Origin of the sequence: Microcoleus sp. LEGE 07076 (assembly GCF_015207455.1) — a bacterium.
Taxonomy (GTDB): Bacteria; Cyanobacteriota; Cyanobacteriia; order Cyanobacteriales; family Microcoleaceae; genus Microcoleus.
On the sequence record NZ_JADEWV010000032.1, the window covers coordinates 1 to 21,319 of the forward strand.

General features: G+C 46.0%; 23 protein-coding genes and 1 pseudogene. 13 read left to right on the top strand and 11 right to left on the bottom strand.

The window, feature by feature from the left end; genetic code table 11:
* The coding region (locus IQ270_RS07810; protein ID WP_228056154.1) for a hypothetical protein at window positions 1–600 on the top strand (600 nt) is incomplete at its 5' end.
* 63 nt (window positions 601–663) lie between these two features.
* Window positions 664–1,461, top strand: a complete 798-nt coding sequence (locus IQ270_RS07815) for a hypothetical protein (protein ID WP_193972670.1) — start codon at window positions 664–666, stop codon at window positions 1,459–1,461.
* A gap of 19 nt (window positions 1,462–1,480) precedes the next feature.
* Here the strand turns inward: IQ270_RS07815 and IQ270_RS07820 are convergent, their stop codons facing one another.
* Complete coding sequence (locus IQ270_RS07820) at window positions 1,481–1,639, bottom strand: hypothetical protein (protein WP_193972671.1); 159 nt, start codon at window positions 1,637–1,639, stop codon at window positions 1,481–1,483.
* Between the two features lie 624 nt (window positions 1,640–2,263).
* Between IQ270_RS07820 and IQ270_RS07825 the strand changes: the two genes are divergently transcribed.
* The 5 genes from IQ270_RS07825 to malQ all read left to right on the top strand — a co-directional run bounded on the left by IQ270_RS07825 (window position 2,264) and on the right by malQ (window position 5,875).
* A complete protein-coding gene (locus IQ270_RS07825) occupies window positions 2,264–3,022 on the top strand; it encodes a MinD/ParA family protein (protein WP_193972672.1) in 759 nt (252 codons plus the stop codon).
* Between the two features lie 202 nt (window positions 3,023–3,224).
* Complete coding sequence (locus IQ270_RS07830) at window positions 3,225–3,350, top strand: photosystem II protein Y (protein ID WP_193972673.1); 126 nt, start codon at window positions 3,225–3,227, stop codon at window positions 3,348–3,350.
* A 110-nt stretch (window positions 3,351–3,460) separates the two neighbouring features.
* Window positions 3,461–3,703 carry a hypothetical protein gene (locus IQ270_RS30795; protein ID WP_228056155.1) on the top strand — a complete coding sequence of 81 codons (243 nt, stop codon included), beginning with the start codon at window positions 3,461–3,463 and terminating at the stop codon, window positions 3,701–3,703.
* 39 nt (window positions 3,704–3,742) lie between these two features.
* Window positions 3,743–3,940 (top strand): hypothetical protein, encoded by a 198-nt coding sequence (locus IQ270_RS07835; protein ID WP_193972674.1) that lies wholly within the window; start codon window positions 3,743–3,745, stop codon window positions 3,938–3,940.
* A gap of 426 nt (window positions 3,941–4,366) precedes the next feature.
* Window positions 4,367–5,875 (top strand): 4-alpha-glucanotransferase, encoded by a 1,509-nt coding sequence (gene malQ / locus IQ270_RS07840; RefSeq protein ID WP_193972675.1) that lies wholly within the window; start codon window positions 4,367–4,369, stop codon window positions 5,873–5,875.
* Window positions 5,876–5,980: 105 nt separating this feature from the next.
* Here malQ and IQ270_RS07845 read toward each other — a convergent pair whose 3' ends face one another.
* Window positions 5,981–6,865 (bottom strand): RodZ domain-containing protein, encoded by an 885-nt coding sequence (locus IQ270_RS07845; RefSeq protein ID WP_193972676.1) that lies wholly within the window; start codon window positions 6,863–6,865, stop codon window positions 5,981–5,983.
* Window positions 6,862–7,656, bottom strand: coding sequence for a pseudouridine synthase (locus IQ270_RS07850; RefSeq protein ID WP_193972677.1), 795 nt, complete (start codon window positions 7,654–7,656; stop codon window positions 6,862–6,864). The genes IQ270_RS07845 and IQ270_RS07850 overlap by 4 nt, the downstream gene beginning before the upstream one ends.
* Before the next feature lie 420 nt (window positions 7,657–8,076).
* On the opposite strand from IQ270_RS07850, the gene IQ270_RS07855 reads away from it, so the two are divergent.
* Window positions 8,077–8,880: a DUF2993 domain-containing protein gene (locus IQ270_RS07855; RefSeq protein WP_228056156.1), complete on the top strand. Its 804-nt coding sequence runs from the start codon at window positions 8,077–8,079 to the stop codon at window positions 8,878–8,880.
* A gap of 156 nt (window positions 8,881–9,036) precedes the next feature.
* Here the strand turns inward: IQ270_RS07855 and IQ270_RS07860 are convergent, their stop codons facing one another.
* The 3 genes and pseudogenes from IQ270_RS07860 to IQ270_RS07870 all read right to left on the bottom strand — a co-directional run bounded on the left by IQ270_RS07860 (window position 9,037) and on the right by IQ270_RS07870 (window position 12,553).
* Window positions 9,037–9,954 carry a phosphatidate cytidylyltransferase gene (locus tag IQ270_RS07860; RefSeq protein WP_193972678.1) on the bottom strand — a complete coding sequence of 306 codons (918 nt, stop codon included), beginning with the start codon at window positions 9,952–9,954 and terminating at the stop codon, window positions 9,037–9,039.
* A gap of 392 nt (window positions 9,955–10,346) precedes the next feature.
* The gene (gene cbiT, locus IQ270_RS07865) at window positions 10,347–10,940 is read right to left on the bottom strand and encodes a precorrin-6Y C5,15-methyltransferase subunit CbiT (protein WP_193972679.1); all 594 of its coding nucleotides are present in this window, start codon (window positions 10,938–10,940) and stop codon (window positions 10,347–10,349) included.
* Between the two features lie 104 nt (window positions 10,941–11,044).
* A pseudogene (locus IQ270_RS07870) lies at window positions 11,045–12,553 on the bottom strand (aminotransferase class I/II-fold pyridoxal phosphate-dependent enzyme).
* A 228-nt stretch (window positions 12,554–12,781) separates the two neighbouring features.
* On the opposite strand from IQ270_RS07870, the gene IQ270_RS07875 reads away from it, so the two are divergent.
* Window positions 12,782–13,006, top strand: coding sequence for a gamma-aminobutyric acid A receptor, epsilon-like protein (locus tag IQ270_RS07875; RefSeq protein WP_193972680.1), 225 nt, complete (start codon window positions 12,782–12,784; stop codon window positions 13,004–13,006).
* 133 nt (window positions 13,007–13,139) lie between these two features.
* Here the strand turns inward: IQ270_RS07875 and IQ270_RS07880 are convergent, their stop codons facing one another.
* Window positions 13,140–13,496 (bottom strand): hypothetical protein, encoded by a 357-nt coding sequence (locus IQ270_RS07880; protein WP_193972681.1) that lies wholly within the window; start codon window positions 13,494–13,496, stop codon window positions 13,140–13,142.
* Window positions 13,497–13,617: 121 nt separating this feature from the next.
* Between IQ270_RS07880 and ychF the strand changes: the two genes are divergently transcribed.
* Window positions 13,618–14,709 (top strand): redox-regulated ATPase YchF, encoded by a 1,092-nt coding sequence (ychF, locus tag IQ270_RS07885; protein WP_193972682.1) that lies wholly within the window; start codon window positions 13,618–13,620, stop codon window positions 14,707–14,709.
* 23 nt (window positions 14,710–14,732) lie between these two features.
* Window positions 14,733–15,092: a phage holin family protein gene (locus tag IQ270_RS07890; RefSeq protein WP_193972683.1), complete on the top strand. Its 360-nt coding sequence runs from the start codon at window positions 14,733–14,735 to the stop codon at window positions 15,090–15,092.
* A gap of 210 nt (window positions 15,093–15,302) precedes the next feature.
* Here the strand turns inward: IQ270_RS07890 and IQ270_RS07895 are convergent, their stop codons facing one another.
* Complete coding sequence (locus IQ270_RS07895) at window positions 15,303–15,764, bottom strand: DUF3531 family protein (protein WP_193972684.1); 462 nt, start codon at window positions 15,762–15,764, stop codon at window positions 15,303–15,305.
* A gap of 18 nt (window positions 15,765–15,782) precedes the next feature.
* Complete coding sequence (locus tag IQ270_RS07900) at window positions 15,783–16,799, bottom strand: Sll0314/Alr1548 family TPR repeat-containing protein (protein WP_193972685.1); 1,017 nt, start codon at window positions 16,797–16,799, stop codon at window positions 15,783–15,785.
* A 398-nt stretch (window positions 16,800–17,197) separates the two neighbouring features.
* On the opposite strand from IQ270_RS07900, the gene IQ270_RS07905 reads away from it, so the two are divergent.
* Both IQ270_RS07905 and rsmG read left to right on the top strand, forming a co-directional pair.
* Window positions 17,198–17,869, top strand: a complete 672-nt coding sequence (locus tag IQ270_RS07905; protein ID WP_193972686.1) for an ABC transporter ATP-binding protein — start codon at window positions 17,198–17,200, stop codon at window positions 17,867–17,869.
* Window positions 17,870–18,008: 139 nt separating this feature from the next.
* The gene (gene rsmG, locus IQ270_RS07910) at window positions 18,009–18,752 is read left to right on the top strand and encodes a 16S rRNA (guanine(527)-N(7))-methyltransferase RsmG (RefSeq protein WP_193972687.1); all 744 of its coding nucleotides are present in this window, start codon (window positions 18,009–18,011) and stop codon (window positions 18,750–18,752) included.
* A gap of 122 nt (window positions 18,753–18,874) precedes the next feature.
* Here the strand turns inward: rsmG and IQ270_RS07915 are convergent, their stop codons facing one another.
* Window positions 18,875–19,630 (bottom strand): Fe-Mn family superoxide dismutase, encoded by a 756-nt coding sequence (locus tag IQ270_RS07915; protein ID WP_228056157.1) that lies wholly within the window; start codon window positions 19,628–19,630, stop codon window positions 18,875–18,877.
* 218 nt (window positions 19,631–19,848) lie between these two features.
* Entirely contained in the window at window positions 19,849–21,018 is a 1,170-nt protein-coding gene (locus IQ270_RS07920) for an aldo/keto reductase (protein WP_228056158.1), read from the bottom strand.
* Window positions 21,019–21,319: the final 301 nt, after the last annotated feature.

The window sequence follows — 21,319 nt, forward strand, 5'->3', positions numbered from 1 at the left end:
GGTTCTAACTCTCCTCGGCTGTCCCCTCCCAATTTTGAGGACGAAGGTCTGCAAAAGTGCTACGACCTCCTAAAAAAAATCGAGGAGGTGCTATATCAAGGTTTCATTAATGAACAAGGAAACTTTGAAAAATCACTGAGAAAACGCGAACAAGATTTGCTGAACGATAATAATACTAATCGTCTTTACCAAGCTCACGTTGCTGCTAGAGCAGGATATCCTGAAGCTGAAAATCGCAACATGGCTGACGGTAAAGGGTCATGGACAGGACATCAGGACAGATACAGAAAAGTGCAAGAAAAGTTACGTAGATTACTGAAAGAATTGGATGATTCTGATTGTGACGATTTCGACCTAGAAGCACTAGGAGCTGAAGATTTAGTGAATACAGCTAGGGAATATGCTGATAAAGAACCTCCTGAACAACCACTTCCTCCCAGTCAGCCAAATAGGTTGCTACAACAGGCTTTTGCACTTGGTGCAAAGCTCAAAGATGGTATTTTAGTAGTAGTTGAAGGAACATCAAACTTTGTGATTGCCATCTTGGTAGGGATTGCAGCGATTTTGTCACTACCTTTTCGGATTGTGCCTAGGTCTTGACCTGCCTGTTTTCCCAATCACTAACTACGAAAATTGCCCATCTGAACTCACACAAAAAACTGTATGGAACTTGCATATCCTTGGAGAGACTCTGATTGTCTCGAATGGCTGAGAACATTATCTCTACCCACCCTGCCGTGGGTAAACCAGTTTCTATTTCTCATGGGGTTGCCAAAACCTGTAGCGGAGCAACCGCAAGTCTGGCAGTCGATATATGCTCGGGCTATGATGGACTATGAAACGAGCCTGGAAACCAGAGATTGGGAGATAGGAACACCTGGTGGACGCGCAAAACTTGAACAACAAATTGTTAAAAAGGCACTGTTAGAACTGGCAGCTCAGTCAGGAATAAAAGTAGCTGTGGAGTTAGAACAATGGGTTTTGCTGCACTTTTTTTGTCGAGAATTCAGAGCGGCAATGTTTTCATGGCAGCCAGTTCTGACAGGTACTTATAGGCAGCCAAGACCGGGGCGTAAACCAATTATACTTCCTGTAGTATTAGCTTCAGTTATCCCAGAAATCAAGAATTTAGTGAGTTATGAGCTAAGGACTGAAATCCGAAATAATTTGAGGAATGTTGCACCGCCACCACCAGAATGTCTTAATTCCGATGAAAGGAGTGACGAGTGTTTTGAGGTATTGCTCATATATGAGGCAATTGAGCAAACCTTAACACTGAAAGCTTTACAAAAAATTGCTAAAGCAATCAATGAGGCCGAAAGAAAAGAAGTGATGGCATGGGTAGAGATGTATGCCCAAAATCGCAAATATTTGATCAAAATAGAAAAGCTTTGTGGAGATAAATATTTGCAAGTTGAACAGCCCCGCCCAAGGTTACCATCAATATTGGACAATATTTGACCTTTCTCTGATTTTTGATCTAATTATTGTCGATAGTTTTACTTGTCAGAGCGATCGACTTTTCGAGCGATCGCCCTTTCATACACAGCTTAGCTCGGACGATCGCTCTTTGCGCTCTAATTTTTGTGTAATCTGCTCTGAGGGGCGATCGTCCGTTTTGTGAAAGTGCGATCGACACGATAATTATTATGGGAACAACTCTGCGGGATCTCGACTTTACGGACGATCGCTCTTATGCTCTGATTTTTGTGTAATCTGCTCTGAGGGGCGATCGATAAGCAGTTTTGTGAAAGTGCGATCGACACGATCATAATTATCGATTATTTCAAGTCTAAACCTGTGAACATTCCTCAGATTACGATACTGCGCCCATCGTGGCTATCAGCCCGAACATCTCACAGAAGAGTTAAAAAAGATTTCTCCACAAATTCTGACGAAAATCCAGTTTTAACTCTCGAAAAAACCATCTAAATAAGACAAAGAAGTACAGGTAAAATCCGGCTTTGTACCGGTGAGAGCAAGGTGGGGGAAGAGAACGGTCAAATGCTTGGGTGGAAAGATGTAAAATTTGAGTCAAGAACTTTGAGAAAACTTGGGATAATGCGACTGCCCAGCCCAAGCTTTGTTTGATTCGACTGATGCTTAAAAGGCTTGCACCCTCTTGTTAGAAGTCAAATGGGTTCTATACAGGACATAAATCATCAACCTGTCTGTATAAAAATATAGGATAATAAAGAGTTTCAAAGTCAATAAATGACTAGACTTAAATAGATAATTGTTCAATCTTGGCAATACGCATATCATGTCCAAAATCATCTCTGTTCACTCTTACCGGGGCGGCACTGGCAAATCGAACACGACTGCCAACCTGGCATCTATTATCGCTCGCGGCGGAAATCGGGTCGCCATTGTAGACACAGACATTCAATCGCCGGGGATTCACGTGCTGTTTGGTTTCAGCGAGAGCAACATGGAGCGCTCCCTGAACGATTACCTGTGGGGCCGATGTCCGATCGCCGAAACGGCCTACAATGTGAGTGAGTTGATACCAAATTTAGCCAAGAACGGCAACCTCTTCCTGATTCCTTCGAGCATTAAAGCAGGGGAAATAGCGCGAGTTTTGCGCGAAGGTTACGATGTGGGACTGCTTACCGATGGCTTTCAAGAACTGATAGACGTTCTGAATTTAGACTACCTATTTATCGACACGCACCCCGGGCTCAACGAAGAAACCCTGCTCAGCATTACCATTTCCGACATTTTGCTGCTGATTCTGCGTCCGGATCAGCAAGATTTTCAGGGAACGGCTGTTACGGTAGATGTGGCCCGGAAATTAGAAGTACCCAAGATTTTGATGACGATCAACAAAGCTCCAGAATCTCTGGATTTTGAGGATTTGAAGCAGCAAGTAGAGAGTATTTATAAGATCCCAGTTGCAGGGGTGCTGCCCCACAGCGACCAGATGATGCTGCTAGCGAGTAAGGGGGTGTTTGCGCTCCAATTCCCTAATGACCCTCTAACTAAGGTGGTGGAAGGGATTGCCAAACAGATTGTAGGATAATGGGTGTGGCGAGGGTCGATCGGCCCGGGTGCAATAGTTTCGATCTCAATCCCTGCGAAACGATGTCCCCGATGGCGCCGGCGAGTGCCGGGGAGAAACTTTCACGCGCGACAATATTTGCTTAAAGAGTAAGAAGAATCGCGACAAAATGAGATACAAATAGATTATGAGAATTTGTTAAAAAACTTTAGGAGGAGCACTCATGGATTTTGACTGGCGCATACTAATAGTATTGATGCCCGTCTTGTTGGCGGGAGGCTGGGCTGCTTACAACGTCGGCGCTATAGCTCTCAGACAAGCGCAGAAATTGTTCAACAAGCAAACTTAAACTCAGCATCTTCACTGGTAATTTCGCAGCCGACTGTTTCTTGAGATACAAAAACAGTCGGTCTCTTTGTGCGTTGGCTCAAGAAGAACGATGGCTGATGCGATTGGCGAATGACTTACTGCATAGTGTTTGGGAGTTGGGGCAAAGCAGTCGCATCTTGTGGCGGGAACTGGTTTGACACAGGCCAGAAGATTGTGGAAAAGAAGGTATCCACTGTTGAACATGGCTCGAACCACAACCTCCCAGACCGCAACTCAAATCCCGTTGTGCGGTACGCAGTGAGAATTGCGCCTGCTCTCTGGGCTATTTCTAGGATTGAGTCTAGTTTTCTGCTGAAACCGACCCTGCCCTGACTTAAAGTGATTGCTTGTAGCTGTTATTTTGAGAGTGCAATGCACCAAACGGGTGGTTTCGAGCAGTTGTTATTTAACTTGCAAGTCCCACTATGGGTTGTCTCGCTCACCTTTAAGGTGAATGTGGATATCTTCATGCTGCTAGTCGATCGATTTTCCAAGCAATTCCCAAACAATGTCAAGCCGTCTGAGAAAGACGAGGTTTATACTCAACTTTATGACGATTTTTGGCTTTGAGGGCAATTTACGACTCCAGAGAGATTCGGTGCAAGTCAGAGAAAATTTATATTCAACACTTGTGCAGAAACCGGGTACGATCGACCAAAATATTTAGTAGCAAGCGCTCCTGGGTAATAGAACCCAATTGCCTGCAATAGACGAATTCAATAATTCTCGCTTCGCAGGCTCGCTTGCTGTTTGCCGGCTTTTTAGGATTCGTGTATTGGAAGCAAGGGCGCAAGTGAAGAGCTTGATGTTTTTGGCTCAGGTCAGCAATTGTGATGAGATGGCGATACAAATATTTAGCAAGCACGTTCCGCCATAAAATATGAGACAATCGCAAAAGTATTTGCCCTGAAAATCGCCCTCAAAACTGCGAAGTTTTACCAATAGGGACTATCGGTCAAATTGTCAATGTTGAACTCCTATATCTTTACATAGATTATGCTTTTTCCCCGATCGAGCGGCATTTTACTCCACCCAACATCCTTTCCCAGCCGATTCGGCGTTGGGGACATGGGCATAGAAGCATATAAGTTTATTGACTTTTTAGTAGAGAGCGACCAGCAATACTGGCAGATATTGCCGCTGGGCCCGACTGGATACGGCAATTCTCCTTATTCGTGCTATTCAGCAATGGCAGGAAATCCAATGCTGTTGAGCCCGGAGATTCTGCGGGACGAGCAATTGCTGTGCGATGAAGATTTAGATTCTTCGCCGGAATTTGCGCTGGATACAGTAGAATTCGATCGGGCGATCGCGCACAAGATACCTCTGCTCAAAAAAGCCTGCGACAATTTCAAAGCGAAAGCATCGCAGGTACAGCAAAGAGAATTCTCGGCTTTTTGTGAGAGCAAAGCGCTTTGGCTGGATGATTATGCCTTGTTTATGGCACTAAAAGACAGATTCAACGGTGGTAGCTGGCACACTTGGGAACCTGAAATTGCCCAGCGCAAACCGGAAGCGCTAGACAAGTGGCGGCAGGATCTAAATACTGAGATTTATTACTACAAATACGTCCAGTTCGAGTTTTTCCGCCAGTGGACAGAGTTGAAGCGCTATGCGAACCTGCGCGAAATTAAAATTATTGGCGACATTCCGATTTATGTAGCTCACGACAGCGCGGATGTTTGGTCACATCCGGAATTATTCTGTTTGCATGAAGCAAGCGGAGAACCAGCTTTAATGGCGGGAGTTCCCCCGGATTACTTCAGCGCAACAGGTCAATTGTGGGGCAACCCGGTATACAATTGGGAGGCGCTGGAAGCAAATAATTTTGAGTGGTGGGTGCAGCGTTTTGAGGCGCTTTTCGATTATGTAGATGTGAGCCGGATCGACCATTTTAGAGGATTTGACGCTTACTGGGCGGTGAAGCGCGGGCAGGAAACTGCGATGGAGGGAGAGTGGATTAAAGCCCCGGGAACGGCTTTGTTTGAGGTAATTCATCAAAAGTTTGAGAACTTGCCGATTATTGCTGAGGATTTGGGGCTAATTACTCCGGAAGTGGAAGCTTTGCGCGATCGGTTCGAGTTTCCGGGAATGAAGATTTTGCAGTTTGCTTTCGGCGCGGGCCCGGAGGATCCTTTTTGGCCTTTCAATTTCACTCCAAACTGCGTAGTTTATACCGGCACTCACGACAACGACACGACTGTCGGCTGGTTCAATCAACTGCAAAACCACGAAAGAGATGAGGTTTTGCGTTATTTGGGCTGCATCGAACCTCAAGGAATTCACTGGTCTTTAATCCGGATGGGCTGGACTTCTGTGGCTAATTTGGCAGTTGTGCCGTTTCAAGATTTGTTGGGTTTGGATACCGACGCGCGGATGAATTTTCCGGGGAAAGCTGAGGGAAATTGGGGCTGGCGGTATCGGCGCGAAGCTTTGAATTGGGAGGTGCGCGATCGGCTCAAAACTATGACTTATATCAGCAGGCGCACTCCGGAGAAAAATTGATAGTGGGGAATGGGTAATTGGGCATCGGGCATTGTTATTTGTGATTAGAAAAACTACTAATTATTACCGATTAACCATGCCCGATGCCTCATGCCTCGTGACCGATTAACCTTGATTTTTGACCTCGGCTGCAGGCTTGAGTTCGTCTGCTTTAAAAACAAGTTCTTTGGGAACTCCAGGGGCTCCGATTAGTTCTGGTTGTCCGTTATTAACGGCAATCATTACTCCCCCGGCGTTACCCGCTACAACTACCAATTTGCGATCGGCCTCCCAGGTGCGTACAGTCCCGATCGGCAAAATTCCCTCAAATTCTGTTTTGCCATCGACTTCAATCTGCATCCAAGATTCTGCCTTAAAAGTGAGGCTGACCATCACTGGTTTATTGCTAGATTTATCTGATTTTTGACCGTTTATTGCTGCTTTGACAGCCACGTGACCATCAGGTTTCTGATTTTTTGAGGTGCTGGATGCTGAGGCAGTTAAACTATCTTGTTTTTGCCGATCGAGGGCAAGTTCTTGGGTTCCCGCACCATTTTTTGCTGTCACAGAACTGCCCATCAATTGAGATAAGCCGTTCACCGAACAGATAATTAGAAATGTGTAAAAGAGGTAGAGGTGCATCGGGCGCAACTGAGGCAGATGTTGCCAGGATATTTTGGTTCTCGATCGCGCCGGCGGTTCGATCGGCGGGAAAAAGTCAGCAAACTTAGTTGCGTCCAAACCCATTGCTTCGGCGTAGCGCTTGATCAAACCTTGAGTGTAGATCGGTTCGGGGAGTTGGTCTAGTTGACCGTCCTCAATGGCTTGCAGCAGATTCCGCCGAATCATTGTTACCACGGCTACTTTGTCCAAAGAAATCGACTGCTGTTCGCGGTACTCGCGGAGTTGAGTCCCTATTTCCGCTAGCTTCTTCTGAGGAGTTTCGGGCTCTTGGGAGTGCAGTTTCTGCTTAGTTGTTTTGAAGAATAAAAACAATAAATTCTTTGTCATATGCTGTGCTCCTCGAGATTTACTGGCACGCTTATTGATGTTAGGTTGACTAGATTCCATAAAAAAATAATTTCTGCATCTTCTAAGGGTCGGTAGCAGCCCGGTGGCAATATTGGCGAGCCTGGTGGCTGCAATTGAATCGGGCCAATGGCTGTGCGGTGCAGGCGTACCACGGGATGTCCCAACTGCTCGGCGGTGCGCCGAATCTGTCGGTTTCTTCCTTCTGATAGAATTACTTCTAACAGAGTTTGGTCATGCGCGCGATCGAGAATTTTCACTTTTGCCGGCAAAGTCTTTCTACCGGACAGGATGATGCCCTGACGCCACGCTTGCAGTATGGGTTCCGGGGGATCGCCTCGCACCCAAACTTGATAAGTTTTGGCGATCGAGTGACGCGGATGGGTCAAACAAAATGTCAGCTTACCATTATTGGTGAGCAAGAGAGCGCCGGTGGAATCTGCATCTAACCGTCCTACGGGGTGAATGCCTTGACCATAGCGCAGTTTTGGCGGTAGTAAGTCGAGAACTTTCGATCGGGCTCTGGGATCGCTGCAAGTAGAAACTACACCTGCGGGTTTGTTGAGCAACAGATAGACACAAGCGGGTCGATCCGTTGGTTTTACTGGGACTCCATCGACTTCGATGAAATCGCGATCGGGATTTGCTTTTTGTCCTAAGCGAGCAATATTGCCATTAACTCGGACTCGTCCAGCGACAATCATCTGTTCTGCCAGACGGCGAGAGGCAATGCCCCACTGGGCAAGAATTTTTTGCAGCCTTTCATCAGACATGACGGGATTTTGGAAACCGCCAACGCTGCTGCGTTGGGGGAGGAAATACGACAGGTTTAGATGAACTTAACCTTACTACCAATGTTGAATTCCTAGCGGGAAATAAATTCTAATGATGAGCAATCCTTACAGGGCGTTGCGCCCGGTGTAGATTGTCCTTATGGCGTAACCGTGAATGTGTTGTGCAACAACTGGGAGGAAAAGAGTCGTGGCAGACTATCTTGCGCCGTTAGTTTGTTGTTAATTTGAGATTTGTTGGTCTGACCCGACCATAGACCAACACTACCATAAATCCCGTACACCCAGTTAAATTTATACGCTCGATCGCGAAATTCGCCTCGGGATCGCACAAACTGGGTTTGTGAGCCCCGATGCGAGTTCCTGTTAAATTTCTGTGCTTGAATATTTAAGGTTTATATTTTGAAATTGTTTATGACTGTCGATCGCAACTCTCTTCAATTTGACAATAAAGCTGGCGCTGCTAGTTCTGGTGAGACTGCTAATCTCGGCGATGGGTCAGGGGCACCGCCGCGGAGTCAAGGCAGCCGGATCGCGAGTTCGGTGCTGTCTCCGGCGGTGCAGTTGTGGCTGCGATCGCAAGTTCAGCAGGTTGACGAGTTGAAAGTGAAAATTGAGGGGAGCGATCGACAAATCTTCAGCGGTGCGATCCCCAAAGTAACTGCTGCCGCCCTCGGTGCTGTGTATAAAGGATTACACCTAACAGAAGTTGCCTTAGAGGGCAGCGGCATTCGCATCAACCTCGGTCAAGCTCTCAAAGGCAAACCGCTGCGCCTCCTCGAATCCGTTCCGGTCACAGGCGTTTTGAGGCTCGACCAAGCGGATTTGAATGCGTCGCTGAAAGCGCCTTTGCTGGCTGATGCTTTGAGCGAATTTTTGCTGCCGCTGCTGCCGCTGACAGATAGAGAAAAATCTCTGAAATTGCAAGATTCTCAGATAAAAATTGAGGCGGGGAAGTTGACGCTTTCGGCGACTATTTTGCGCGCTGGGGGTACGCAAATTCCTGTTGTATTACGGACTGGTTTGCGGATTGCTAGCGGTCACGAGTTGATGTTTGAAGCACCAGAAATCGAAGTCGATGGAGAATTAAAGATTAGTGATTTCAATGATTTTAAAATTGATTTCGGACAGGAAGTTGCAATTGATGAGTTGATTTTGACTCCGGGGGAGATTGTTTGTCGGGGTGGAATTAGAGTTTTGCCTTAGCTATTTGTTATTAGTTATTTGTTATTAGTTATTTGTAAGCTTGTAACCTTGTAACCTTCCAAGCTCTGCCTGGGAAGAGATACCCATAGTCAGAGCCTCCAATGCCCAATCCCAGAGCAAATAACCAATCACAAATAACCCATAACAAATAACCAATTACCGATTAATTAAAAAAGAGTCGATCGCGGGCAACAGCAAAGTTACAAAATAGTAGACTAAGGGTGCGGTAAAAACATAACTGTCAGTGCGATCGAGAATGCCGCCGTGACCGGGGATCAACTGTCCCGAATCCTTAACGCCGGCGTCTCGCTTCATCATCGACTCAGTTAAATCTCCCAACAAGCTAGCAACGCCAATCAACAAACCAAAAACAGCTCCTGTATAGGGCCACCCCGGCCATTGCAAATACCAAGACCCGGCGACGGCGACGGCGATGCTGCCGCAAACACCAAATACAGCACCTTCAACGGTTTTTTTGGGGCTGATGTGGGAGAGGCTAGTGCGGCCGAAGAATTTGCCGACAAAATAAGCGCCAATGTCAGCGGCCCAGATGCAGAGGAAAGCCAGCAGCAGCGAAGTCAATCCTAAAGATATGCTGCTGGAATTTGTCCAAGACTGTGACGGATAAATGTTAACGGGTAAACTGCTGGCTACTGTTTGCGAAAATTGGGTTGTAGCAAGATTTGCCGGATCGAGGCCGACTCGCAGCCGCACCCAGTAGCTGGGCAAATAGCCACCGTAGAACAATCCTAAAATAGAAGCGGCAATATCGGCGATCATCGATAATTTAGGTCGGAATAACAGGTAGAAACAGATTAAGGTTCCGGCTAGGGGGAACATCGCGTCTACGAATTGCGGTGCGAGGGCGGCAGTAATTAGCAGGCCTTGACTGACAGCTAAGGTAGTTTTGGCAGCCGGTGCAATGCCTTTAGCCCTGGCTAATTGAAAATATTCCAATTGACCGAGGTAGACGATAACGCCAAAGCCGACGGTGAAGTACCATCCGCCCATAATAATCATTCCCAAAGCAAGGGCGATCGCAACTATTCCACTTAAAATACGGGACCAAGGCATAAAATAAATTTCTCACAGCAGACGGCAGAGCGGTCGATTTTAGATTTTAGATTTAGTCCACAGATGAATCTGGGGGTTGGAACTAGGGTCTAAAATTTTGTTTTTTGGGCGGGCTCGGTCGATTTGGGATGCAAGGATGCAAGGATGGTTAAGGTGACAGGTTCGTCCCCCATCCTCAACCGGCGATCCAAAATTTCAACTCAGGCGATCGCTCGAGCTAAGGTCTGCCTTATTATAAGTATGAACGTTAAGCGAGCGTAAAAAAGGTTAAGAATTGCATTTAGGAATGAGTTCAGAGTCATATCGATACTTCAAGCCCAGACGATCGTCTGTGATGGGGTGTGGGAGTATCTAAGTTTAATGACCAATGACTGAGGACTGAGGACTGATGACTAATCCAGCTTTTCGCCGCTGAGAATAAAAATGGGATTGACGGCGGCAAAGGTTTGACTCAAGCCCCGAGTTTCTAAACGGTTGACGGCGGACTGGACTACCTCGATGTTGCGGACTTGCAACTCGGCGAAGCTTTCGGAAAGGGCGTAAAGATTTTCTAAATTCGATGCTGTGGCGACAACTCGACCGCGGGGCTGCAAGTACCGCCAGACTTCCTTGAGAATCATTTTAATGGGGCGCCCTCCTTCGATACAGACTCGGTGGGGGTGTTCCGGGAGGTTTTCGAGGCATTCAGGGGCGCTACCTTCGATGACTTCTACGTTTTTGAGCTCGAATCGATCGCAATTTCGGCGAATCAAGCTTGCTACTTCTTCGTCTCTTTCGACGGCGATAATCCGACCTTTGGGGCACAGCAAACCTGTTTCTACGGCGATCGTACCAGTACCTGCACCGATGTCCCACACCACTGAATCTGCTTGCAGCCGCAGGTGGGAGATTAACAGCAGCCGGACTTCCCGCTTACTCATGGGAATTCCCGGTAAACGTTCAAATAAATCGTCTGGGATACCAGGAGTGACGTAGGGCCAAAGCATAGTTTGATTTTAAATAGAAGGAAGAAGGAAGAAGGAAGAAGGAAGAAGGAAGAAGGAAGATTTTCCCACTTTCGTCATTTCCTAATTTCCGATCTCCTTCATATTTACTGTCGCACAACCTTGAGAGTTTGGAGGTCGGGATCGCTGCAACCTGTGATTTTGCCGCCGGCGGCCAGGATTTGTTGCAGGTAGTCAACGGCTGCTGGGGTAATGATTTCACCTGGCATCAGGACTGGTATTCCTGGGGGATAGGGACAGATGAGTTCGGCGCACAGGCGATCGACTGCTTTGTCTGCGGGTACTGTTTCGGCTGGAAAAAAGAAAGCCTCGCGCGGCGAGAGTGGGGGAGAGTGGGGGAGTGGGAGAGTGGGAGAGTGGGAGAGTGGGGTATCGGAAAAATCTTACCTCTTTCCTCTTCCTTCTTTCTTCTTCCTTCTTCCTTCTTGCTTCTTCCTCCCTTCTAAAATCGTAAAAGCTTTAACTAAATTGTCAATATCTGATTCTGTATTTCCCAAGCTGATAATAAATGTTAGATGTTGCGGCATTGGCAATTCTGCGGTGACTGCGAGTTCCGAGTGCAGAATTTCATCAGCTGCAAATCCTGTGATTCCTAAGTCTGATACTTTTACTGTTAGCCTGGTTCTGTCTAATGTGGCAAAACCAGGTGTATTTAACAGTTCTAAAACTGATAAGCCGGGAATTTGACTGATGCGCGATCGCGCTTTTTCTGCTAATACTAAAGTTTGCGCCATTAACTCTTTGCCGCGGAGTGCGATTTGTTGGCGGGCTGCATCTAAGGATGCTAACAGTATGTAACTCGGACTGGTGGATTGTACTAACTGCAATGCTCTATTTAATTTTTGGATATTTATACGATCGCCCTTGACGTGCAGCATCGATGCTTGTGTCATTGCACCGAGAGTTTTGTGAATTGATTGTACTGTTAAATCGGCACCGGCTGATAGGGCCGGCTCTGGCAAGTTTGGATGAAAGTTAAAGTGCGCGCCGTGGGCTTCGTCTACTAATAATGGTATGTTGTATTGATGGGTAATTTGGGCGATCGCCCGCAAATCCCCACAAACGCCGTGATAGGTTGGGTAGACGACCATTACTGCTTTCGCGTCGGAATGTTGCTCAAGGGCTGCTGCTGCGGCTTCTGGGGTGATGCTGTTGGCAATATCCCAATCCGGGTTGTATTCTGGATTGACAAAAATTGGTATTGCGCCGGATAAAATTAAGCCGGATATTGCCGAGGAGTGGATATTTCGAGGTAAGATAATTTTATCGCCAGGGCCACAAGTCGCTACAATTGCCGCGATGATTCCGCAAGTTGAACCGTTTGCTAAAAACCGAGTATGTTGGGCTCCAAATGCTTCGGCTGCTAGATTTTGAGCTTCGGCAATTACGCCCTCTGGGTTAAATAGATTATCTAATTCTGGTAATTCTGGCAAGTCCGATCGAAATACTGTCGCACCGAATAAGTCAACTAGCTGCTGAGAGATGCCTTGTCCGCGTTTGTGTCCGGGGGCGTAGAATGGCGAGTGATGGTGATTTGTGCGATCGCGCAAAGCATCTAATAGGGGTGTTTGTTGTTGAGAGTTTGCTGGTGACACGCTTAATCTTGATTGCTGTATTTGATATTTAGTTTAATACCGAAGGCATATTTTTATGCAACGTAACATTAAATTATAGCTATTTAGATAGATGTTTTAGCCACAAGTTTAAATTTAATATAATGAGATTCAACAATCTGACCACTCAGTTGTTTTTGTTTGAAAGTATAGCTATGAGTGGCAACAAAATGTTTTTGAGACATCTCTATTAGCGAGCAAAACAATAACATGATTTCTCCCAATCCTACTCCGTTTCCAGGCCCGCAAATTCCGAGTACCGAACCGGGGCTGCCGACTATACCCGCATCGCCACCGGTGCCTGGCCCTGTACCCGAACCGATTCCTGGCCCGGTACCGGAACCGATTCCTGCGCCGGTGCCGGAACCTGTACCTTCTCCGATTCCTCAAACGGTTCCGGGGCCTATTCCTCAGACAATCCCTGAACCAATCTAAATGATGTTTTAGTCGATCGCGAAATTTAAGATTGTTTGTGAGGTCGATCGCAAAAACCGAATTTTTCCAAAGTCCCCAATCTTTTTGTGGAATATCAGACTTGAAAAAACTCGGTTTTTGCGTAGATTATCGATTAATTGAAGTTGATCGAACTCTCTTTACAAAAGTTAATACCACGCAAATCAGTGTATGTGCCGTCAGAGTATTGGGCCCTGACATCAAAAACACAGCCCCCCGAGATATCACCCTCGTACTCAGCTGAATCAAATTCAAAAGGGACAGTGCCCCGATCGGCAAGCGGACCGTCTAACAGGTTTTCTCCCCAATCATCGTCGGAACTACCCGACTGGAGGACTGTCATCGTCTTCCCACTGTTGTTAATCACCGAAATTTTGACCATCTCAGCGAAAACGGTAGCTGCTGTAAGCCCTAACAGAGGCAGCGACAGCCCCACAGCTATCGTTACTTTGCTTAACCACTGGTTAACCATTGAGCCATCTACCTCAAGTTGTATATTTATTCAAGCTTAGCTGTAAAAGTTAGAAGGGACAAGTCAGATATATTGCTATTGCTTATGATATTTTGATACAGTGATATGTTTCTAAATAGCTATGCTTACTGCCGGAATTGTCGGACTGCCTAATGTTGGCAAATCAACTCTGTTTAATGCTTTGGTGGCTAATGCCAAGGCGACTGCTGCTAATTTTCCTTTTTGTACGATCGAGCCAAATACGGGTATCGTGGCAGTACCCGACGAACGGCTGAAGGTGCTGAGCAATATTGGCAATTCTGCGCAAACTGTGCCGACGCGGATGGAGTTTGTGGATATTGCGGGTTTGGTGAAGGGGGCGAGTCAGGGGGAAGGACTAGGAAATCAGTTTTTGTCTCACATTCGGGCTGTAGATGCGATCGTCCACGTTGTCCGCTGTTTTGACAACGATGATATCATTCACGTTGCGGGTTCTGTCGATCCCCAGCGAGATATTGACATTATCAATCTCGAATTAATTTTAGCAGATTTAGCTCAAATTGAACGCAGGCTCGATCGCACTCGCAAGCTAGCCCGCAACAATAAAGAAGCTCAGGCAGAAGTGGACTTGCTCGAAAAGTTGGTCGAGCTTTTAAATGCGGGCAAACCTGCGCGACAGTACAGTTTCACGGACGAAGAAACTGAATTAGTTAAAGGTTTGGAATTACTGACAAACAAACCAATTATCTACGCTGCTAACGTGTCTGAGGACGATTTATCTACGGGAAATAGCTATGTCGAACAAGTGCGGGAAGTAGCAGAAGCAGAAAATGCTAAAGTTGTCACAGTTTCGGCGCAAGTTGAGTCAGAATTGGTGGAGTTATCCGAGGAAGAACGCACGGATTTCCTAGAATCTCTGGGGGTGAAAGAAGGTGGCTTAAAATCCCTGATTCGAGCTACTTACGAATTATTGGGTTTGCGGACTTATTTCACTAGCGGGCCAAAGGAAACTCGCGCTTGGACGATTATCGCGGGAATGTTAGCACCGCAAGCTGCGGGGGTGATTCACTCGGACTTTGAGCGGGGTTTCATCCGGGCCGAAACTGTAGCTTACGAAGATTTGGTGGCTACGGGCGCGATGAATGCAGCTAAGGAAAAAGGCTTAGTTCGCAGTGAAGGAAAAGATTATATTGTACAAGAGGGGGATGTGTTGTTGTTCCGATTTAATGTTTAGGTTTTTTTCAAGGAGATAAGCAAATGGATATCGTTTCGTTGGCAATTGCTTGGCTGGTAACTTCGGTGAGCTTTTTTATTCTTTCCAAGTTGCCCATCGGGGTAGATATTGACACTTTTGGAAAAGCAATGATTTCGGCAGCGGTTTTTGGATTGCTGAATGCTTTGGTGCGGCCGCTTTTTGTCATTTTGGGTTTTCCATTGGTGTTGGTAACTTTTGGTTTGTTTATGATTGTTATCAACGCTGCTATCTTTGGCTTGGCGGCTTGGCTAGTCGAAGGATTTCGCTTGCGGTGGGGAATTTGGAGTGCTTTGTTGGGCGCTGTAGCACTGGGTTTTATCAACTCTTTGCTCTACAGCATTTTGCCTACTAATATTCGGTAGAGAAAAGTAACGCGGAAGGGGCGGGTTGATCTGTGTTGTTAGCTATAGCAAATATCCCCGGTCAAACCCGCCCCTAATAACCAATGATATCAAATCCGGTAGCATCGTCCTGTATTCATATCTCTATTCTCTCTCTCTGTGTCCTCTGTGTTCTAGTAAGGTTAAATCATTCCGATGCAACCGGAAACGATATGACTAATGACTAATGACCTATGATGAGTAATTGTCAGGGACAAAAGCCTCTCGACTGCGACTATTTTCCACAGGCCAGTCTGGATGTTCTCCACCGATAATCAATTCTTCAACCGTCACGAATTCTTTGCTTAGTTGCTGGAAAACATTAATTAAAACATCGATACCGATAGCGTCGCTAGTCCCTAAATCAAACCAACAGCGAGCCCAAGAACCTTGATACTCCATTTCTCCCATATTGTGCATCAAAGCCATCATACTTTGGTCGGCTCGATTAGTATCATAATCCATGTCACTAATATCTAAGCCTTCATCTTGAACTTGCAAATTTTCGGCATTAAATCCCCCTAGTTTTCCCAAGAAAAACCAAGAGTCAAATACTTCTTCAACATACTGTTTTTCACCGTTTGAAGGCACGTTGCTAAACTTCAGCCAAATCCAGAGGTCGAAGGGGTTAAATTCGCGAAACTGTACTTTCATCGTTGTTTTTTGGGGTTTTTATAGTGGTGGTAAAGCCGTCGGCCCCCAGATGCCATCTGCATCTCTAATTTTATCGCGCATCGGGTCACAGTTGCGCGATTTGCTGTCGAGGCTGCTGCGGGTTTTGCACTGCTGAAAGAAGATTTCGGCTACTAAACTGCGCGGTAGTTGGTCGGGTTTTGCTAAGGCTGCGTCGAAGTTTTTTCTGGCTTCTTCAAGTATGGTTTTGTTGTTGGATTGAGTCTTGGCTTGAGCAAATAAAATTTGTGCTTTGAGATAAAGGATTTCTGGATTGTTGGGTGTTTCTGCTAGGGATTTGTTGGCAAATTCTAGGGCGCGATCGTACTTTTTTAAGTCTCGATAGCCTACTGCGATGCCGCGATAAGCTAAGTAGCGGGGTGAGGCTTTTTGTTCGAGTCTTTGAATGGCTTCGCTGGGGTTGGAAAAGGGCAGGTTTTTGGCTAACATTAAGTCCATGTAGCCTTTGAGCAGGTTGAGTTCTGGGTCGTTGGGATCTATTTTTTCGGCTGCATCTAGGTATTGAAATACTACTCGCAGTTTGTTGAGTGCTTGGGGCGCGCCTTTGGCTGTTCCTTCTTTGGCTACGGCATTTGCTCCTTCTAGAAAGTGACCGACTGCTGTGTATAGGTTGCCGCGCAAGGGGTTGGTTTTGGTCAATTTTTCGCCAACTTCGCGGGTTTTTTGCGCGTAGGAATTCATGGAGTTGAAGTCTTGCTCGATGTAGGATAGGGAGGCTGCTATTGCATAGGCTAGCGGTTCGTTTGGTTCGGCTGATAGTGCTTGTTGAATTTGGGCTTTTGCTTTTTTGTAGTTTCCTTGCTGAAACATTGTTTTGAAGGCGGTTTCGGTGTTGGGCCCGATCGCCTGGGGGTTGCTGCTGCGAAAGGGATCGCCCGCTACTGCGGAGTTAATGCAGATGCTCAGGGCGATCGCACTTCCACAGGCGATCGCCCGTACTGTCTGTTTATAACTTAACATTTGCTTGCCAACCGATGCTAAAGAGGTTTTCGTCATCGTCAATTCTCTGAGTGAAATATGTTGTAAACTGGAAACAAGAGAGTTGAATTCTCACACTGCTCAAGCCGCGACCAAAAAAACAGTTAAATTTGCTTGATTTTTTCGGCTGCTTGCGGTATATTTTAATAATGGTAGTGTGACTTGTAATATAAGGAAGCACAGATTTCCATTATTAAAATATACCATAAAAAAAGTGAAAAGTCAAAAGGGAAAGCTTAAAAAAAAAGGCGGATTTTTGTAAAGATTTATGTAAAATAATTGTAGGCGATCGGCACCCGCTAAAAACAACCTTAACTATTAATAGCACAACCAGAAGCTGAGGGATACACGATTACCAATTCCCAATTCCCAATTCCCAATTCCCAATTCCCAATTCCCAATTCCCAATTACGTTAATGCTTTATCTGAAAAACTTAGTCTATCATCCTACAGCCTGTCCGAATGCTATTCTGAAAAATATCAACTTAGAACTGCCGTCGCAGCAAATGGGGCTGATTGTGGGCCGCAGCGGTTCCGGCAAAAGTACGCTCTTAGAAATATTAGCAGGTTTAGCGGAAAAAACTAGCGGCGACATCCGCTGGCGCGAACAAGAATTAACACCGGAACACTTGCAACAGTTAGGAGGTTTAGTGTTTCAGTTTCCCGAAAGGCATTTTTGCGGCGGCACAATTTTAGAAGAATTGCGGTTGGGACATCCTGAGTTGGGACAAGAACAAATTAACTCAGCAATGACAGAGGTGGGACTCGGACATTTGCCGCTGCGGGCTTCTCCCCACGCTTTGAGTGGTGGACAACAGCGCCGGGTAGCCCTGGCGGTGCAGCTAATTCGGCAGCCGCATTTGCTGCTTTTGGATGAACCGACGGCGGGTTTGGATTGGTCGATGCGCCGACAGTTGGTAAGCTTGTTGGGTAAGTTGAAAAGTCACTGGACTTTGTTGATTGTTACTCACGATGCGAGCGATTTGTTGAGTGTTGCTGATAAGTTTTGGACTTTAGATAGTGGGAATTTGCAGGAGGTCGATCGCGCGAAATTAGAGGCTAAGGAAACGAGTTTTGTTAGTCAGTAGTCAGTAGTCATTAGCATTTTGCAGGGGCTGGTTTAGCTAAGAAGCACGAGATACAAGTGACTAAAAAGAGGCAAAACCTGCCCTCTCAGTCAGTAGTCAGTAGTCATTAGTCATTAGTTGTTTTGATATTTATTAGAAAATGAACCAAACGGAAATTATGATGTTGCCCGAAATGAATGAGTTGTGGCAACAAACGCTGAATTGGCAGCCGGATCAGTCGCAGCAGCAACAATTTCAGCGGCTTTACGAGTTAATTGTTGAGGGAAATCGTTCCTTGAATTTAACTCGAATTACTGAGCCAGTCGAGTTTTGGGAAAAACATTTGTGGGATTCTCTGCGGGGAATTGCCAGACTGTTGCCAGCCAATCAAAATTTGGCGGAAAATAACGATTTTCCCGTTGAGTCGCCGTTCAAAGCGATCGACATTGGGACTGGTGGGGGTTTTCCGGGGTTGCCGATCGCGATCGCCCTACCGCATTTATCGGTTACTTTGCTCGATTCTACTCGCAAGAAAATCACTTTTTTGGATACAGTTTTGCCGTCTTTAGCGATAGAAAATGCTGCGACTTTGCTGGGCAGATCCGATGAAATTGCGCGACAACCGCAGCACAAACAAGCTTACGATATAGCATTTCTGCGAGCGGTTGGAGCTGCTTCTCTGTGCGCTAAATGCGCGCTACCGCTGCTGAAAGATGGCGGTTTGGCGGTACTTTACCGGGGAAATTGGACGCTGGAGGAAGAGACTCAGTTGCAAAGTGCGATCGAGCATTTGGGAGGCACTGTTGAGTCAGTTGAAGCATTCACTACGCCGACGAGTCAGGGCGCGCGCCACTGCGTTTACTTGCGGAAAGTTGTACGGCAAGTCGATCGCCCGATTCGCTAGCCACAGCCGTTTTTTAAGTGAAGCAGGACTAAAGTCCTTACTACAAACCACTTTGAAGCAGGACTAAAGTCCTTACTACAAGCCACTTTGAAGCAGGACTAAAGTCCTTACTACAAACAATATTAGCCGATCGCCTTTTCGTAACGCTTGTTAATTTCCGTCCAATTAACCACATTCCACCAAGCTTTTAGATAGTCGGCGCGGAGGTTTTGGTACTTGAGATAATAAGCGTGTTCCCAAACATCGTTGCCCATGATTGGATAATTTCCTTCCATAAAAGGAGTGTCTTGATTAGCAGTAGTTGCAATCTCAAGTTTGCCTGCTTTGTTACGAACCAGCCAAACCCAACCGCTGCCAAAACGCTTAGTACCAGCTTCGTTAAATTTGGCTTTAAAATCCTCTACACTGCCGAAACTTTGCTTGATTGCTGCGGCAATTGCCCCTGTTGGTTCGCCGCCACCTTTGGGACTCATGATTTCCCAAAACATACTGTGATTTAGATGTCCGCCACCGTTATTACGCACGGTTGTGCGAATATCTTCCGGCACTTTGCTCAAATCTTTGAGCATATTTTCCGCACTAATATTTTTGAGTTGCGGGTGTTTGCTGACAGCTTCGTTGAGGTTTTTAACGTAAGCAGCGTGATGTTTGTCGTGGTGAAATTGCATTGTCCGCGCATCGATGTGCGGTTCTAAAGCATTGTATTCGTAAGGCAGAGGCGGCAGTGTAAAAGGCCCGGGAGTTTGAGCTATTTTTGGGCTTTCTGCAATGGCAGTTGCTTGAACTACACTATTTCCTGACGCTTGACAAGCACCTGCGGTAATAGCTCCGACGCTAGCTGTTAGCAAATACAAGAAGTCTCGGCGTTTGAGAGTCATAAAAGATACCTCAGTGGATTATTAACTGTTTTATCTCAGATCAAAGCAAAATGGGAGCGAGTTTGGAAAAAAAAGTTATATCGCCCGAATGGATGAGACGGATGGGTGATGGTTGTGAGAGTTTTTTGAGTATAGGCTAATTGTGTGCGCTTGAGTTTTACTCATGTGTTCCGGTTAACTCACTCGGTTTCTCTGTCGAAACCGGGTTTTTTTTTAGATTATTCTTGGGAAAGACGCTGCACCGATTCGCCTCCAAAAAGCCGATCGGCTTTTTGCAATATACTAGGAATTGTGGCAGCGTGGGGGCTGTGGGCGAGACAGCGACGCAAGTCTAATTCGTCGAGGCGATTCCCTACGGGATAGCTGCGCTTCACGGCTTTTTGGCCAGGAAACCAGTGGCTGGCGTTACCTAAGAGGTTGTAGCGCATCTTGCAATAGTCGATCATATCGTAAGCATTCGCCAAATTCCACAGCCACAAAATCACTCGAATGTTAACACCTCCAGGAGTATTTTCGATAGTTGGCAAACCCACATCCCAAGTCTTAAACCAATCTTCTCCTAATTTATCAATCGCTGCTTTTTCCAACTTGGCTAATATCGGCGGCAACAATTCATCCGCTTTATCCAACAATTCTACAGCTTTGAGATGCTCGTTAAAATCTTCAGGTTTGGCTGCACCCAAACTCAAAGTATGTATTTGCGGATGCGACAAACAAAACAAATCGTTAAACACCATCGGACTCAGGGGATAGCACAAATCTACCAATTTTTGGGGCGGGCTGTAAAGTTGACCACCTTTGTCAGAAGGACTGATAATAAAAACGCCCATGTCGTGACGTTTAGCAGCTTCAATTGCTGGGCAATTATTTTGATTGATGTAGTACCAGTGCAAGTTAAGATAATCAAATTGATTGGTTTCAATTGTTTTGACAATCACATCCGTTGGCCCGTGAGTTGAAAAACCGATAAACCGAACTTTGCCCTCTGCTTGCAATTTTCTAGCAACATCCATGCAGCCGCCAGGACGCATACAATCCTCTAGCAATTCCCAAGTATTAATGCCATGTATTGACAGCAAATCGACGTATTCTAGTTGCAAATAAGCTAAGGATTTATCAAACTCCTCGCGAAATTTCTGGGAGTCTGGTTGAGGACAAACTTTCGTTTGAATTATCAACTTTTCGCGGGGGAACTGCGGCAAAATCCACCCCAACTGCATCTCAGAAGTGCCGTAACCGCGAGCAGTTTCTATGTGATTGATGCCGCATTCGATAGAGTAACGAATTGTCGATTCTAGATTTTGTTGATTGTCTGGTGGAATTTCATTTGCTGGTACATCTTGCCATTTGTGTTGATATCTCATGCCGCCGCAGGAAAAGACTGGCATGGATAATTCTGTGCGGCCGAATCTGCGATATTGCACGATCAAAATAGAGATACGAATTTATACTATTATAGCAATTTTGAAGTGAGTGAGGTGGGAATTGGTTATTGGTTATTGGTTATTGGTTATTGGTTATTGGTAACTTGATTACCATCACAAAAACGGTTCGTAGTGCGGACTTAAGTCCGTAAAATGCTGCGGACTTAAGTCCGCACTACGAACAAAGATTAGTGCGGTTAATCGATCGGACATGATATAAAAAGCTTGAGTAGCTAATTAACCGTAGGGTGCGTCAGGCTGAATC